Here is a 15,551-nt window from a genome sequence, read left to right as displayed (position 1 = left end):
TTGTGCATCTGTTTGCCACGTCTTTACAGCGTAGGTTAATACACAGATGCAAACACGCTTTGAATCTATCCACTGCTAAACCGTACACGCCACACTACTTGGAGTATATTCTCTCCTTGGTGTGGCGTTTATTGTATCGGGGAATGTACCATCCCTTTATTGACAGATGTATGAAGGCTGTTATACAAAGAAGTATACTTATGGAAGTAGGCTTAATGTAAGGTCGTGCAATGCACGGCCTTTTTTGGCTATATAGGATCAGTCTCATTCAATCTGAATGAGACTGATCTATGACAAGAGGAGAATGAACAGCATGGATAATCTGCCTTCATATCATTCATCACATCATTATTGGAAACAGTATCAAGCCTTTTTCCCGGAAGAATTCAGGCTAGGGGACCATGCGAATCCTGAAGAGGAGTGGTGGGAATCGAACGGGGTTCATCTGCACATCGATCGTCTGCCCGCGCCCGATTCGCCGATCAAAATTCTGTTCATTCACGGAGCTGGAGGCAATGGCAGGTTGCTCGCGCCTTATGCTCGAATGTTGCAGCTCCGAGGCTATGAGGTAGTATCGCCAGATCTTCCACCGTATGGACTGAGCTATCCGTTGCCTGGGACACGTCTCAATTATGAACTATGGATCAAGCTGCTTGTTTCACTCGCTGATTGCGAATTTAGGAAAGACGGCAAGCCGATCGTGGCATTGGGAAGCAGCATCGGAGGTATGCTGGCTTATCACATGAGTGCACGCAGTGAGCACGTACAAGGCTTGATTGTAACGACATTTGTGGACACGAGTGATGCGGATATGCGTGACCAGCTTGCACCAAACCGTTTGGTGAGCCGATGGGGCAAACGTATGATGGATCGGTTTCCGGCTTTACTGGATCATATACGGATCTCTGTGAAGCAAGTATCGCGTATGCAGCTGATTACCAATAATTCGGAGTTAACCCGACTTATTATGAATGATCCACAGGCGGCATCGACACGTGTCCCGTTGGAACTATTAAGAACATTCCTGAATAAGAAGCCGGAGGTAGACTCGGAACAGTTTGACCAATGTCCTGTACTGCTGGTTCACCCCGAACTGGACCCGATGACACCATTACGGTTCAGCCAATCTTTTTTTGATCGATTGAAGGTGGAAAAGGAATGCGTAGTGTTGGAAGGAGCGGGCCACTTCCCTATAGAACAGCCAGGGCTAAATCAATTGGAAGAAGCCGTGTTACGATTTTTACATAAAATTGAAGCACAACATTCATGAAAGTTGGATTCGAATGTTCTCTATATGAACCGCGACCCCGCCCACTTGAATCTTTGTGATTTCATTGGAAATACCCAGCGTTAATCTGGCTTGAATCTCCGAGGGACGGTTCATAGTATACCCTTGTCTAATCGTATAGATTGTATCGTGGGGATCTGAAAGTTGGTTGTATTTATGTAAATAACAGAGTAAAGCACCGTTAGAAGTACCAGTTGCGCTCTCTTCCGGGATATCGTAAAGGGGAGCAAAGTTCCGGCATTCTGCCAGAGTACTCTCTTTATCTGGTTCGACTGCAAACACGTGATAACCTACGACATGGTTAGCTTTGCTAATTTCAGCGATAAGCTGAAAATCAGGAATGATTTTTGACAGAACATCAACATGGTTAACCGCAATCAAGATATCGCGCAATCCGGTAGATACGATCTGTACAGGTAATTCAGCGTGTAAATCATGTGTAGAAATACCCAGAGAATCTGCAATGTCTTGTCGGTCAACGATATCTCCAAACTCCGGAAGCGCCTGAGACAGATAGACTTCACCATTGTTGTGGACAACTACTTCAAGTATTCCTGCTAACGTCTCCAGCGTGTATACACCTACATCAACGATATGCTGTGCTTTCATTAAATAAAATAAGGCAATCGTTGCATGTCCGCATAGATCAACTTCATCACTAGGGGTGAAGTAACGAACTTTGAAATCAGCCTGATCCGATGGCATAACAAACGCGGTCTCTGAGAATCCAACTTGTCTGGCAATCTCCTGCATCTGGGAGTCGGACAAGTGTCCTGCTTGTAAAACAACGCCTGCGGGGTTTCCGCCTAGAGGCTTATCCGAAAATGCATGTAACGTACTTACTTCAATTTCCACATCTCTACCTCGCTTGTTCAGTTATTTAAGTTCAACAGTTCTTCATTATATCACGGTTCCTAATCGGGATTGTGAACCCAAACCTGCTGCGAATTCATGAATATAGGTCAAGTGAACGTTCGGGAAGGGTAATGAAGAAGGAGAGCATAACGATAATGCTATGGAAAGGCTGGGATCTCTAATGAAAGCAATTGTGATTGAAAAGTTCGGTGGAGCGGAACAATTGAAGGAAAAGGAAATGCCGAAGCCGGCATGTGGAGTGAACCAGGTGCTAATCCGCATTCATGCTACTTCTGTAAACCCGGTGGATTTTAAAGTCAGACAAGGCCATATGAAAGAGGCAGCAGATTCTTTCCCACTAATATTGGGCGGGGATGTGGCCGGGACAGTGACTGAAGCGGGTTCCAATGTCACTAGGTTCAGAGCGGGCGATCGCGTATTTGCCCGTCCTCGTCATTTCGGGACCTATGCAGAATATGTGGCTGTGGATGCGGACATCATTGCCCGTATTCCGGAAAATCTGAGCTTCGAGGAAGCAGCTGCCATACCGCTAGCAGCCATGACGGCCTGGCAGGCACTTGTTGACCATGGACGGCTTGCCAAAGGGCAGAAGGTCCTCATTCACGCGGGAGCAGGTGGTGTAGGAACCTTTGCTATTCAGATTGCCAAATATCTTGGCGCTGGAGTGGCTTCCACGGCGAGTGAATCGAATGAAGAGTTGCTTCGTTCGCTGGGAGTGGACCATTTTATCAATTATAAAAAAGAAGATTTCTCGGAGATTCTCTCCGGGTATGATGTCGTGCTGGACACGATGGGTGGCGATATTCAACGTGATAGCTTCAAGGTATTAAAGCCAGGTGGGCATCTGGTATCACTTGTGGAACAACCGGATGAAACGCTGGCTAAGGAAGCCGGTGTAACCGCCAACGTGTTCATGATGGAACCCAAAGGGGACCAACTCGATCAGTTGGCTGAGGTCGCTGCTGAGGGCAAGCTGAGACCCATAATTGATGAGACATACCCCTTGAGTGAACAAGGACTGCGTGAAGCGCACGAAAAAAGCGAAACCCATCATACACGCGGAAAACTGGTCATTCGAGTAGAGTAGTTGAGAATTACCATTAGTTGTTTAAGTTAGATTTTTGTTTGGCGTACACCTCCTAAAATTGACATTGGACATAACCTTATGGGAAGCCGGTGATATTTTAGGAGGTGTATTTTTTATGCGGAAAAGACCGAATAATATAATTTGAAATAATGGAATATTACGGTATATACTTGATGTAAGTGTTGAAAGGAATGAGAACGATGTAGTCTATGAAGACTTAGATCCCAAGGCCAGATCTCCGCCTTAATTCAGATATGAGTGAGGTAGGAGTAAATAAACCTTAGGAGGATCTATAATGGAAAATAATATTTGGACAGGTCATAAAGTTAGAATACGTGCAATTCTCCCAACTGATTGGGATAAGTTCCACAATAATGATTCTGATTCTGACTGTGCTAGACTTTGCGATGTAATAAATTTCCCGAGATCGGAAGATGGTACAAAAGCTTGGGCTGAACACCAGGCATCCCGTGGTCCTGATGGGGATAAAATTATGCTCGCGGTCGAGACTTTAGATGAAGTATTAGTGGGAAGTATAAGTTCGAATAACTGTGATACCCGCAATGGAACTTTTACGTACGGTGTTGCTATCTTTAGAGAATTCTGGCGAAATGGTTATGCTTCAGAAGCTATAAAGATATTGTTGCGATATTACTTTGAGGAATTACGCTATCAGAAAGTTACCGCACATGTTTATGCTTTTAATGAAGGTTCATTAGAACTTCATGAGCGTCTTGGATTTGTCCAAGAAGGGAAACTCAGAGATATGGTATTCACTAATGGACAGCATTACGATGAGTATCTCTATGGTATGACTAAAAGTGAATACTCGAAAATGAAGATATGAGAGTAGGCTACCCTAGTGGTAGCCTTTTTTCGAATAACGGTAAACGAAAAATTTAACTCTGAGGCGAGATGTAGGCGGAATGATTTCTTTAGTTGGGGCTCCGATTTGTTGATGTTCATTTTCAAATACCAATCTCAGAACATGATCCTCTAAAAGCGGTCTCTTATATAGCATAAGAGACTTCGATGAAAGTGATATTTCTGCTAAAAGAAGCAATTTATTCTTATGTAGCCTATTTACCTTTTACCATACGGAAAATCTGTTCCAGTCATTAAACCACGATATGAGCTATTTGATTATTATCAAATTCAAAAAACTTTACTGACGGAAGATGTCAGTGAAGTTTTTTTATAATAGGCTTATCGACTAGAAGGGGAGTGCATTATGCATACAAAAAAAGCATATCTTTATGTATTTGATACGATGTCAGACTGGGAGGTAGGTTATTTAATTGCTGAATTAAACTCGGGAAGGTATTTTAAGAAAGGGCTGGCGGCGATAGAGGTGGTTGCTGTTGGCGTTGATAAAAGTCCGGTGACTACCATGGGGGGATTGGAAATATTACCTCGCATTTCAGTTGATGAGTGTATGTTGGAAAGTACGGATGTATTGATTCTTCCAGGCGGAAATACTTGGATGGAATCCATTCACGAGCCAATATTAAAAAAAGCTTCGACATCTTTGGAAAAAGGTCATGTTGTTGCGGCAATATGTGGTGCAACCGTTGGACTTGCGAGGGTGGGATTGCTAGACTCCAGAAGGCATACAAGCAACGATCTGGAATATTTGAAAATGATTTGTCCTCATTACATTGGAGAAAAATACTATGAAATGGTACCGGCCGTAACGGATGGCAATTTAGTTACTGCATCGGGCATAGCTCCGTTGGAATTTGCGATGCATGTATTGAAGGTACTAGATGTATTTACACCGGAGACTTTAGATTCGTGGTTCAATCTATATCAGACTCATGAACCAAAATACTTCTTCGAGTTAATGAATTCTATCAAATAGCTGACATTTCGATATTTTCGCATGGACTGGAATAAGATATAATAGTAACAATTTATTCCATTCTATGTATGAGGTGATTCGGATGTCCAATGAGCTCATTCAAGCGATTCAATTATTAAAAGAAAAGAAGTGGGTGGATCTGACCCATACGTTTGGACCGGAATCTCCACATTTCTCAGCTTTTGATGCGGCACAATTCGATACGTTGTTTAATCACGACCAAGGTTTCTTTGCCCAAAGTTTCAGGTTTCCCGGTCAATATGGTACTCATCTCGATGCACCGATCCATTTTGTGCGTGATACCCGTTATCTCGATGAATTGGGGTTGAAGGAACTTGTGCTACCGCTGGTGGTCATTGATCAATCTGTGGCTGTAGAGAGCAATCCGGATTTCACGCTGGATGTCGATCATATTCTTGAGTTTGAAAAAGAGCATGGCGTTATTGAAGCTGGCAGCTTTGTAGCACTACGTACTGATTGGAGCAAACGCTGGCCCAGTCACGAAGCATTCGACAACAAAGATGCAGAGGGAAACAGTCATGCACCCGGATGGTCAGTCAGTGCGCTAATGTTTTTATTCGAGGAAAGAAAAATACAGGCGATTGGCCATGAGACCTTCGACACCGATTCAGCTGTAGACTATCAAAAGAACGGAGCACTTCTGGCAGAGTATTATGTACTTGCTCAGGATACATATCAGGTAGAGCTGTTAACGAATCTGGATCAGGTACCAGCCAAAGGTGCGGTGATCTTCAATATCGTACCTAAGGCCGAAAAGGCATCCGGCTTTCCAGTACGCTCGTTTGCCATTTTACCTTAAAACAAAGTTGAACATAGGTATAATGCAAAGGACTCACACACAGTTCTTTCCGAATGATTCACCAACGGCATTTGTGCAAACTGCTCATATAAATAATAAAGGAGGCGTATTCCGCCTCCTTTTTATGTGGTTACTTTTGATCCGAAGAGGGATCCTGATTGAATCGTTGTGAAATTTTCTTCTCTGTCTTCTTACGCCGAACCCAGCGCTTGAATATACTTTCTTCTTTTCTTCCCTGCAGTGTTTCCTTCATGCCTTGGATCATAAATTCGGATCTTCGTCTGTCATCCCGACTAATCTCGCGTAGTTCCTTAATAAATTTGTCGTCCATATCTGCCTCTCGCTCATTAAGTATATCTCTATTATACCGAACGTACGTTCTTTTATCAAGTTTTACCATAATCGAATTTTTTGGGACGATTTTAGTGAGAAAGAGCACAGGATTCAGCCCTTTCCATATGTGAAAATGGAATAGAACGTTCAGTATATCTGTATAACAATGTCTGGAGGGTGAGGGATGAGGACTAGTGATAATGGAATAAAGCGTGAATGTGTACCTGAAAGATCGTGGGCGCTCATTATGATGCAGAGGTTACTGGGCATTGGTGCGATGGTTGGAGGGGGAGCACTCATTATCGATCCTTCGGGAAATCTCGTCCATATGCCGGATTCATTATTGGAGGATTCCCATTTTGGCAGTTTTCTGATCCCTGGAATTATACTATTGTTGGTTCTTGGTGTTATGCCGATGATCATTGCCATTTCACTCCTTCGTCGCACTCACTGGGAAATAGGTGAGAAACTGAATCTCTCCTCGAATCAATACTGGGGATGGACGTTCTCGTTATATACAGGATTTGCTCTGATCATCTGGATTATGGTGCAGGTATACTGGATCCAGCATATATCTGTTATCCATCTGGTCTATTTTTCCTGGGGAGTGGGAATCCAGATCGTCACTCTGCTTCCTGACGTACAGCGAAGGTATCAGGCAGACTGCTCATCATAATATATTCTTTCTATAAAATAATACGGCTGTCATCCGGATCTTGGAGTGATCCGGGTGACAGCCGTTTATCTTAATTGTTACTTGGAAGCCTGGTAGGCGCTCAAGAATTCTTTTACTTTTGCCGGATCGGACTTCAATTCATTCCCGGTCTGCACGAGTGGACTTACTGTAGAGTATGCCTTAAGTTTATTGTTTTTGTAGAACTGCAAAATGTCATCCTGATTGATGGAGTAGAGCACGGATTTTCTCAGATCACTGCTCTTGGCAACTTCCCGATTGGCTGTGTTGAACAGCAGATAGGAAACCGCATTGCTCGGAATGCTCTGCAATTGCAACTTGCTGTCATTTTTGATGATGTCATACTTTGTTTCGGATACTCCGTAGTACAGGTGGATTTCACTGCTGCGAAGAGCAGACAACGCACTGTCGGCATCAGAGATGAATCGAACATTCACCTGAGAGATTTTGGGTGCATACTCAGAGCCTTTGCGGTATCCGGGATTCTGATAGAATACACCTTCGTAATCATTTTTATATGCCAAGATATATGGGCCGCTGGCATACAGGGTGTTGTTGTACGCAGCACCTTCAGTCACGGTATTCTGATCGCCATAAGGAATGTCTTTATTCACGTCAAACGAAGCTACATCATACGTATTGATGCTTTCGACCTGTTTTTTGGACACAATGCCAGCAGATTGGTGAGCCAGATAGTTCAATACTTGCGGGAAAGGTTCCGTTGTTGTGAGTTTCACAACCTGATACTTTCCGGCAGCGTTATCGGCTTTGTTTTTGTCCGTAACCAGTTCCGTAATTTTCGTGCTAAGCCCTTGTTCCAATGCGTCTTTAACCGTACCACTGCCACTAGATTGCTGAACGGATTCCAATGCGCCCAGATCGGTTACTAACTCGGCTTCCTTGATATGTTCGTGAAGGCTGTATGTCCGGTGATCTGGTACGGAATCTTTGTTTTTGGCGCGATCGAGAGAGAAGATGACGTCATCTGCACCGACACGTTCTCCCGTATCTACCGCTTTTTTATTATCAATCTTGGCAAAGTTGATATCGTCTCTGAGAATGAAGTAATACTCCGAGTTACCCTCAGCAATACTGAAATTGTGGGAGAGGGAACCCTCTGGTGTAAGTTGATCGTCATCTGTCAGGTTAACGAGACGTACATACATGTTGGTGTTCAGTTGGTTGATGGAACCGTCATTTCCTTTGATCGGGTCAAGGGAAGTCAGGACGGAAGCGGTTTGTGTCAGAATTAATGGTTCTTTTGTATTTTTGGAGCTGTCTTTGAATTCAATCGGTTCCCATGCCATGGCGCGGGATTTAGACAAGCGAACGGTGTCTACATTGAGAATGTCTTTGTTCACAGCCTGACTTTTCAGGGAAATGTACAGCGGAGCGATATAGGCTTGATCGGTTACCAAGCGGTCCTCCAATTGTTTATACGTATCCTTGTATTCGTCCGGAGTCTGGGTAGCAGCCTGGTCAATAAGTTTATCGATTTCTTCATCAGCCAGAATGCTGTAATCTCCGCCTGTTTTGAAGAGTGAACGAACTGCGTAATCCGGATTCCCGGTTACCGTTGTCCAACTGGACAGCGCAATGTCATAATTGCCAGCATCCTGCTGGGATTTGTAGCTGCCGTAATCTGGCTGCAGGTTCAGCTTAACATTGAAGCCATTCTTGGTGAGTTGGTCCCGGATAATGTTCACGTCATTTTCGGAAGAGCTCTGAGCTAGTAATTCGATGTCCACCGGTTTTTGGTTTTGCGTGTTTTCTGTTGTATCCGATGGTGAGGATTCTGACTGGGATTCGGTCTTGGTCTTCACACTGCAACCGGAGACCACAAGGACAAAAGTTAATAGTAGTGCTATCAGCATACGTTTTTTCATGAAAATACCTCCAGATAAGTTCATAATCAATGGAATTCAATTTGAGTTGAATATTGTAGCAGCGGTTAAGCCTTTTCCAGCTTCGGATCAAGCGCATCACGTAGTCCGTCACCCAGAAAGTTGAACGAGAGCACGAGCAGAATGATCGCAAGACCTGGATAGATGGCCAGATACGAATGGGTTTCCAGATACGTGCTGCCCAGCTTGAGAATGTTGCCCCACTCGGGAATATGCGGCTCCACGCCGAGCCCCAAATAACTCAGACTGCTGGTGGCAATGACCGCTCCGCCGATCGTGAGTGTAGACTTGATAATCATGGGTGCGAGCGAGTTCGGAATAATATGTTTGAAAATAATCGAGCGATTGTTGTAACCCAGTGCACGTGCAGCTTCAACAAATTCAAACGTAGATACATAGAGCACACTAGCCCTCATGGTTCGTGCATAAGTTGGGATTGAACCCAAGCTGAGTGCGAGAATAAGATTGACCGTATTGGCCCCGAACGCCGCAATGATGGCGATAGCGAGCAGAATACCCGGAATGGCATAGAGAATATCCAGCAGTCGCATGATGATATTGTCCGTGTGTCTTCCATAGAATCCCGAGAAGGCTCCGAGAATACCGCCTATCAGTACCGGAATCAGGGTTGACATGAATCCTACGATCAACGATATACGGGCACCGAATACAATCCGGGAAAATAAACATCGTCCAAAGTCATCTGTTCCTAAGGGATAGGCGAGCGATGGGGACTGAAGCAAGGCTGAGTAGTTATTTTCTACAGCCATGCTGTAATCAAAAGTAAAGAAGCTGCAAATCGATATTGAGAACAGGAAAATGATAAAAAACAAACCGGACATTGCCGTGACATTCGGAGCAAGACGCTCCCACAGATCATTCCAGAAGTTGGATTTCTGTTTACCCTGCCTGCGGATTCGTCCAATGATGGAAATACCCAGCAGCAGTGCGAACACATTCCCTGTGACCGAAGTCAGAATTAGGATCACGCTCACGCTTAGCATCCAGCGTGGGATGATCGAGGCTGAGGTATACCGGGATACGATAAACAGCACCACCAAATCAATGACAAGGACAAGTACGAGCACAGCCATGGCTGGCAAAAACGTATCCGCGACATACGGTTTAAACATATTGAGTGCCGAGACCCCAATAACGAACAGTTGGGTCAGCAGCATATACACCGCAAATGTATACTCAATGCTCTTTGTTTTCTTGATCAGATGAAAAGCAGCCGTCACGATAAAGATATTGCCTGAAATGATACCTAACAGTTGGACCCAGGCGAGTCTGCGAGTCAGCACAGAGATTGTCCCCTGCCGAATCAGGTCTCTCCGAATCCGGAGCGTCAGCACACTCTGGACCAGCGTGAAAAATAGGTAGATTCCAAGCACAGTCAGCAGAAATGGTCTGAACTCCTGAAGGCTCCAGTCATAACTGTTGAACAACAGTAACACTGACAAGAGAAGGGAAGTGACCCAGGCGAAGCTCGCCTGACTGTACTCCTGTGAAGACTTAAGCCGAAAACGCATTTCTTGTGTAAGTGAACCCGATTTTGTCATAGTGCACCTGCTTTAATATTGTTTCATCTTGGAACGAACTCTGGGATCGACAAAAGCGTACAACAAATCTACCACGACATTGATGATGGAGATCGTAATCGCTGTGTATATGACCCCGCCCATAATGCTCGGAATATCAGGGATAAACTGTTTATCCACAATGTAGCTTCCAAGTCCGCTGATATTAAATACTTTCTCCGTTACAGCCGCCCCACCAAGCATGCCTCCGAATTGAAGACCTACAACGGTTACGATTGGAATTAGCGCATTGCGCACCGCATGTTTCAGCAGAACCTGTCGTTCGCTTAATCCTTTGGCACGAGCAGTCATCACGTAATCCTCATGAATAACTTCCAGTGTGGAAGACCGAGTCATACGGGCCACCGCAGCGGTTAATCCCGTTCCCAGAACAATCGTTGGCATAATAATAGATAGCCAGTTCTGTGGATTGAAGGTAGCCGGAAGCCACTGCAGTTTGATCGAAAAATTCAGGATGAAGATGAGTCCTTGCCAGAAATTCGGAATCGATAATCCAATTAATGCAATAAACATGAATGTGTAATCAAACAGTGAATTGGGCTTGATCGCCGAGATGATGCCGATTGGCAATGCGATGACAAGGGCAAGCAGCAAGGAGATAACGGCCAGTGTTAACGTGATTGGAAACTTTCTGGCGATCGTAGCCGTGACATCTTCATTCCCTGAAAAAGACTTGCCGAGATCAAATAGCGCTATGCCCTTGATATTGTTCCAGAGCTGGACAAGATAGGGCTGATCCAGGCCATAGACATGGTTAAAAGCTGCGATCTGTTCCTGTGTCGCTGTCTCTCCGAGAATGTTGGCCGCCGGATTGAATGGGGACAGGTACAAGATGGTGAATACAAGTGTAGCTACGCCCAGAATGACGAATACCGTCATCAGAATTCTTTCGAATATGTACTTTAGATAAGGATTGCCATACAAAAACATCATGGCGTACATCAGACAGCCCGGAATAACTGATATCGCAAGGAACCAAGGTTTATCAATCATCGATTGGAATGTATCAGCCATCGTCAGTCGCTGTTTTCCCTGTTCCTGAAGCTTGCTGAACGTTCGTTCCTTTAACTCCTTCTGAACGGATTCCTCCAGCCACTCCTCGGTCTGACGCTTAAACTCTGCCTCACTAACTTGCTGCCGAAAGAAACGGTGTTTACGCCTCAACTGTTCTTCAACGTCCGTCCTAAGTTTATCCCGATAAGAAGTGGAGAGCATATCGCGTTCAACAGCTTGTTGAACCACGGCCCAGCCATCCCTTTTTCGTCTAGATTGCCAGATCAGAAGCACAACCAAATTAACGGGCAGTCCGAGAATAAATAGAACATATCGATAGGAGGGATGAAGCAGCATTTTGCCATAATTAAATCCCAGGGTGTAAACAAGCTGTGACATTTTGCTGCCTTTTGCAAGATTCAAACCATGCGAGCCTCCTTTCATCTCATTTTAAATTGCATTATTCCGATTGATATAGTATATATTATTTAGAGTCTATTTAATTGTCAAGGTATGGAAGAGTATACATATGAGCACATGTGAAAATATGGATGAGGGCTGGTGATCACATGCAACCTTTGTTGAAAGTAAATGAGTTGTCCGTTTCTTTTCATTCCGGAGAGAATGAATTTCAGGCGGTGAAAGAAGTCAGTTTTGAAGTGCGGAAAGGCGAAACGCTTGGCATTGTAGGGGAATCCGGCAGTGGGAAGAGTGTGACGGCACGTTCCATTATGCGGCTGCTTGCCTCTCCTCCTTCGCAGATGAAAAAGGGTGAGATCCTGTTTAAAGGGGTAGATCTGGTCCATAAAACGCAAAAAGAGATGGAGAGTATCCGTGGCCGTGACATCGGCATGATCTTTCAGGATCCTATGAGCTCTCTTAATCCGACCGTGAAAATCGGAAAACAGATCACCGAAAGTCTGATTAAACATCAGAAGCTTTCCAGAGGGGAAGCGAAGAAGCAGGCGATTGCCATGCTGGAGCTCGTTGGTATTACCCGGAGTGAAATACGTTTCAATCAGTACCCACATGAATTCTCTGGAGGTATGCGTCAGCGGGTGATGATCGCTATTGCTCTTGCTTGCCGTCCTGAATTGCTGATTGCGGATGAACCTACAACTGCGCTTGATGTTACTATTCAGGCCCAAATCCTTAATTTGATGAAAGATATGCAGGCACAGTTGGGCACTTCCATTATTCTGATTACCCATGATCTCGGAGTAGTGGCAGGCATGTGTGATCGGGTTGTAGTCATGAAAGACGGGCAGATTGTGGAATCCGGCACAACCACAGAGATTTTTGCGAATCCGAAACATCCATACACAGCAAGACTGTTGAATGCATTACCTCGACTGGATGAGAAGAAAAAGCCGAAACTCGTCTCGTTGGTGCCACGCGATCTGGAAGATGATCAGCCTTTACTGGAAGTGAAGTCCCTCAAACAACATTTTAATTTGGGTAAAGGCAACACTTTAAAAGCTGTGAACGATATCAGTTTCGAGATTCGCCAAGGGGAGACGCTTGGGGTCGTAGGCGAATCGGGCAGCGGGAAATCGACTACAGGCAGAGCCATTCTACGACTGCATGAACCTACAGGTGGGGATGTGCTGTTTAAGGGAGTGCCGCTCAACCGCCTCTCTGCCTCAGAGATGAAAACGATGAGGAGACATATGCAAATTATTTTCCAGGATCCGTATGCCTCGCTTAATCCGAAATTTAGAATTATGGACATTATTGGGGAAGCCTTGGATATTCACCATCTTGCCGGCAGCCCCGCTGAGCGGGAAAAACGTGTGGAGGAATTGCTGGAGATGGTGGGTCTCGATCCGGCTCATGCCCAGCGATACCCTCATGAATTTTCGGGTGGTCAACGGCAGCGGATCGGAATCGCTCGTGCGCTGGCCGTGGAACCTGAATTTATTGTATGTGACGAGCCTTTGTCTGCGTTGGATGTGTCCATTCAGGCTCAGATCGTACAGCTGCTTGAAGAATTGCAGCAGCGACTCGGTCTGACATACCTGTTCATTGCACATGATTTGTCCATGGTTAAACATATCAGTGATCGTGTAGCTGTCATGTATAATGGGAAGATTGTGGAGTTAGCAGAAAGTGAAGAACTATATTCGAACCCTCAGCATGCGTACACAAAGGCCTTGTTATCGGCTATTCCGGTTCCGGACCCGGCTGTGGAAGCGAAGAAAAAACGTCATGCTGTAAACGAAGCCCCAAGAGAGACGGTAGAAGTGGAAGATCGCTATAATCTGGAACAGTCCCGATGGGTGGAAGTAAAAGAGGGGCATTGGGTGGCCATTTCCGGATAAGGTGAAACATTCATTTTTACTCGAAAAAGAACCCCGGCAATGATCTGTAGAAGGTCATTGCCGGGGTTCTATTCATGCACAGCAGACACTGTGACAGTGAGTGTATTATTTGAACTGAACGGATTTCTTGATGTTGTCGATCTCTGCCTTTGTAGTATCATCCAAATAGGTGAAGATGAAGTTGAATGCATAACCTTCAATAATGTTGCTGTAGTAATCTTGCGTAATGGTTGATCCATTGCCCGCATCCATCGTAATTTGCATCAGATCCATCTCTTTGCCACCGATGGTTTCGGTTGTGAATTCCTTGTATTCATAAGGAAACTGGCTGTCCTCCATGAATTTCTTCGTTGCTTTCAGATAATCTTTACCGGTACGAATTCCTTGCAGCAGGCTTACTTTTTCAGCAATCGCCATGGCGGAAGGGCCAACTTGACTTCCGTCCAATGGATATTGTGAAGCCATCAACAGGTTCAGTGTTTTGGCCTGAGATAGTTCAATTTGTTTTTTCTTCGTTTCATCATCTCCAGCAATAACTTCGGAGGAAGCGTTAGTCAGCTCGTTCATGCCTGCGGCATCCTGGAACTCCCAAGCTTGGGGGAATTTCAGCGAAACACCGAAATAGTCATTGTTGTAAGAGCCTTTTTCCGTAGTTCCCAATTCAACGTCTTTGGAGTTATCTGTTTCCTTGGACTCGGAAGTGGATGCTTCGGAGCTCTCCGTGTTCTCCGTATCTTCTGTCTTGGCTGTGTCTGTATCTGTGCCGGCAGTGGTTTCTGTTGCAGTGGATTCCTTCGATTTGGCGTTGTTATCCGCTTTGTCGCCGCAGGCTGCAGCAACCAACAGAATCATAATTAACATGGCAAACAATGAAGCTTTTTTTGGATTAGACATATTACCCTCCTGAAAATGTGTGTGTGTTCTTGTTCTCTCTCTAATTCATGTGTACCTAAAATCTTAGCACAGATGTTCGTGTTGACCACCTATAGGAATCTATAGGTGTACCTTTATAGATAAGACAGACGGCTGGCAATTGAAACAGCTTCCGTGCTGGATTGTACACCTAATTTGTTAAAAATCACTTTTTTATGGTGATTTACGGTGCATTCCTTTATTTTCAATTTCAAAGCAATGGCTTTAACCGTCAGTCCGTTAGAGATCATTTTCAGAATGGTTAACTGTCGCTTGGTGAATTCAATCGATGGCTGCTCTGTTACCGACGAGGCAAGGTTAGATTGATACCGATTTTGCATATGGGCCGGGATCAGCTTGGCGATTGCAATCAGCTCACTCTGGATGTCTGCATTAATGGTGGAGACGTCCAGGTAGCCAACATGTTGAAGACCGACCGACAAAGGTGCAGCGTAGCAATGCCAGTTCTGAAAAAGTGGATTCTCATGCTGCTCAGGGGACAGCTGAACAGGCCCATGTTTATCCATTGATTCGGATATGGCATTGACGCCACAGCTTCTAGCTGTAAAGATCATACCCGGGCGGATGGGTGACTGTTTCACCACCTGTTCCAAATCAGGGCTATAATCCATGGCAAGCAGAACTCCATGCCCGTCGGTGAGCAGAAAGAGATACGTGCTGGATAGGTTTTCTTTGATATCCGAGAGACTCTGCTGGAAGGCGTTAATCAGAAAATGATTGATTTTGCGAATCCTGACCAGATTGGTTTTAGTTAAATATTGAATATGTGCCATACCGGGAGTATAATTTTCGCTCTCGGACCAGCTCTTCCGTAAGGAAGATGTTCTTGACATATGGTTA

The 15,551-nt window shown here is 44.8% G+C and carries 14 protein-coding genes; 7 read left to right on the top strand and 7 right to left on the bottom strand.

What is annotated here, in order from left to right:
* The first annotated feature begins 313 nt into the window (after positions 1-313).
* Complete coding sequence (locus tag CRO25_RS21175) at positions 314-1,270, top strand: alpha/beta hydrolase (protein WP_079696321.1); 957 nt, start codon at positions 314-316, stop codon at positions 1,268-1,270.
* Here CRO25_RS21175 and CRO25_RS21170 read toward each other — a convergent pair.
* Complete coding sequence (locus tag CRO25_RS21170; protein WP_079696320.1) at positions 1,265-2,143, bottom strand: PhzF family phenazine biosynthesis protein; 879 nt, start codon at positions 2,141-2,143, stop codon at positions 1,265-1,267. The genes CRO25_RS21175 and CRO25_RS21170 overlap by 6 nt on opposite strands.
* 160 nt (positions 2,144-2,303) lie before the next feature.
* Between CRO25_RS21170 and CRO25_RS21165 the strand changes: the two genes are divergently transcribed.
* From CRO25_RS21165 to CRO25_RS21150, 4 genes are all read left to right on the top strand, one after another.
* Entirely contained in the window at positions 2,304-3,251 is a 948-nt protein-coding gene (locus tag CRO25_RS21165; protein WP_306454209.1) for an NADP-dependent oxidoreductase, read from the top strand.
* 295 nt (positions 3,252-3,546) lie between these two features.
* On the top strand, positions 3,547-4,098 hold the full coding sequence (locus CRO25_RS21160; protein ID WP_079696319.1) for a GNAT family N-acetyltransferase: 552 nt from the start codon (positions 3,547-3,549) through the stop codon (positions 4,096-4,098).
* A gap of 384 nt (positions 4,099-4,482) precedes the next feature.
* Positions 4,483-5,112 carry a type 1 glutamine amidotransferase family protein gene (locus tag CRO25_RS21155; RefSeq protein WP_079696318.1) on the top strand — a complete coding sequence of 210 codons (630 nt, stop codon included), beginning with the start codon at positions 4,483-4,485 and terminating at the stop codon, positions 5,110-5,112.
* An 82-nt stretch (positions 5,113-5,194) separates the two neighbouring features.
* The gene (locus tag CRO25_RS21150) at positions 5,195-5,932 is read left to right on the top strand and encodes a cyclase family protein (protein WP_079696317.1); all 738 of its coding nucleotides are present in this window, start codon (positions 5,195-5,197) and stop codon (positions 5,930-5,932) included.
* A gap of 130 nt (positions 5,933-6,062) precedes the next feature.
* Here CRO25_RS21150 and CRO25_RS21145 read toward each other — a convergent pair whose 3' ends face one another.
* Complete coding sequence (locus tag CRO25_RS21145) at positions 6,063-6,263, bottom strand: hypothetical protein (protein WP_063565515.1); 201 nt, start codon at positions 6,261-6,263, stop codon at positions 6,063-6,065.
* Between the two features lie 186 nt (positions 6,264-6,449).
* On the opposite strand from CRO25_RS21145, the gene CRO25_RS21140 reads away from it, so the two are divergent.
* A complete protein-coding gene (locus tag CRO25_RS21140) occupies positions 6,450-6,941 on the top strand; it encodes a hypothetical protein (protein ID WP_079696316.1) in 492 nt (163 codons plus the stop codon).
* A 77-nt stretch (positions 6,942-7,018) separates the two neighbouring features.
* Here the strand turns inward: CRO25_RS21140 and CRO25_RS21135 are convergent, their stop codons facing one another.
* From CRO25_RS21135 to CRO25_RS21125, 3 genes are all read right to left on the bottom strand, one after another.
* Positions 7,019-8,845 (bottom strand): ABC transporter substrate-binding protein, encoded by a 1,827-nt coding sequence (locus tag CRO25_RS21135; protein ID WP_079696315.1) that lies wholly within the window; start codon positions 8,843-8,845, stop codon positions 7,019-7,021.
* Between the two features lie 65 nt (positions 8,846-8,910).
* Positions 8,911-10,425 (bottom strand): ABC transporter permease, encoded by a 1,515-nt coding sequence (locus tag CRO25_RS21130; RefSeq protein ID WP_079696314.1) that lies wholly within the window; start codon positions 10,423-10,425, stop codon positions 8,911-8,913.
* A 12-nt stretch (positions 10,426-10,437) separates the two neighbouring features.
* Positions 10,438-11,856, bottom strand: a complete 1,419-nt coding sequence (locus CRO25_RS21125) for an ABC transporter permease (protein ID WP_072734795.1) — start codon at positions 11,854-11,856, stop codon at positions 10,438-10,440.
* Between the two features lie 170 nt (positions 11,857-12,026).
* On the opposite strand from CRO25_RS21125, the gene CRO25_RS34175 reads away from it, so the two are divergent.
* Positions 12,027-13,778: an ABC transporter ATP-binding protein gene (locus CRO25_RS34175; protein ID WP_072734614.1), complete on the top strand. Its 1,752-nt coding sequence runs from the start codon at positions 12,027-12,029 to the stop codon at positions 13,776-13,778.
* 105 nt (positions 13,779-13,883) lie between these two features.
* Here CRO25_RS34175 and CRO25_RS21115 read toward each other — a convergent pair whose 3' ends face one another.
* Both CRO25_RS21115 and CRO25_RS21110 read right to left on the bottom strand, forming a co-directional pair.
* Entirely contained in the window at positions 13,884-14,672 is a 789-nt protein-coding gene (locus CRO25_RS21115; protein WP_079696313.1) for a hypothetical protein, read from the bottom strand.
* A gap of 113 nt (positions 14,673-14,785) precedes the next feature.
* Positions 14,786-15,544, bottom strand: a complete 759-nt coding sequence (locus CRO25_RS21110; protein ID WP_079696312.1) for a LuxR C-terminal-related transcriptional regulator — start codon at positions 15,542-15,544, stop codon at positions 14,786-14,788.
* Positions 15,545-15,551 lie beyond the last annotated feature (7 nt).

The sequence above is a fragment of the Paenibacillus sp. RU5M genome (genome assembly GCF_900221055.1).
Taxonomy (GTDB): domain Bacteria; phylum Bacillota; class Bacilli; order Paenibacillales; family Paenibacillaceae; genus Paenibacillus; species Paenibacillus marchantiae.
Note: the sequence above shows the minus strand (reverse complement) of the source record. Positions and strands in the feature narration are given on the sequence as shown.

Bases quoted from the DNA above. Each gene is read 5' to 3' on its own strand.
- CRO25_RS21175 (WP_079696321.1), top strand. From the start codon at position 314: ATGGATAATCTGCCTTCATATCATTCATCACATCATTATTGGAAACAG.
- CRO25_RS21165 (WP_306454209.1), top strand. From the start codon at position 2,304: ATGGAAAGGCTGGGATCTCTAATGAAAGCAATTGTGATTGAAAAGTTC.
- CRO25_RS21160 (WP_079696319.1), top strand. From the start codon at position 3,547: ATGGAAAATAATATTTGGACAGGTCATAAAGTTAGAATACGTGCAATT.
- CRO25_RS21155 (WP_079696318.1), top strand. From the start codon at position 4,483: ATGCATACAAAAAAAGCATATCTTTATGTATTTGATACGATGTCAGAC.
- CRO25_RS21150 (WP_079696317.1), top strand. From the start codon at position 5,195: ATGTCCAATGAGCTCATTCAAGCGATTCAATTATTAAAAGAAAAGAAG.
- CRO25_RS21145 (WP_063565515.1), bottom strand. From the start codon at position 6,263: ATGGACGACAAATTTATTAAGGAACTACGCGAGATTAGTCGGGATGAC.
- CRO25_RS21140 (WP_079696316.1), top strand. From the start codon at position 6,450: ATGAGGACTAGTGATAATGGAATAAAGCGTGAATGTGTACCTGAAAGA.
- CRO25_RS21135 (WP_079696315.1), bottom strand. From the start codon at position 8,845: ATGAAAAAACGTATGCTGATAGCACTACTATTAACTTTTGTCCTTGTG.
- CRO25_RS21130 (WP_079696314.1), bottom strand. From the start codon at position 10,425: ATGACAAAATCGGGTTCACTTACACAAGAAATGCGTTTTCGGCTTAAG.
- CRO25_RS21125 (WP_072734795.1), bottom strand. From the start codon at position 11,856: ATGTCACAGCTTGTTTACACCCTGGGATTTAATTATGGCAAAATGCTG.
- CRO25_RS34175 (WP_072734614.1), top strand. From the start codon at position 12,027: ATGCAACCTTTGTTGAAAGTAAATGAGTTGTCCGTTTCTTTTCATTCC.
- CRO25_RS21115 (WP_079696313.1), bottom strand. From the start codon at position 14,672: ATGTCTAATCCAAAAAAAGCTTCATTGTTTGCCATGTTAATTATGATT.
- CRO25_RS21110 (WP_079696312.1), bottom strand. From the start codon at position 15,544: ATGTCAAGAACATCTTCCTTACGGAAGAGCTGGTCCGAGAGCGAAAAT.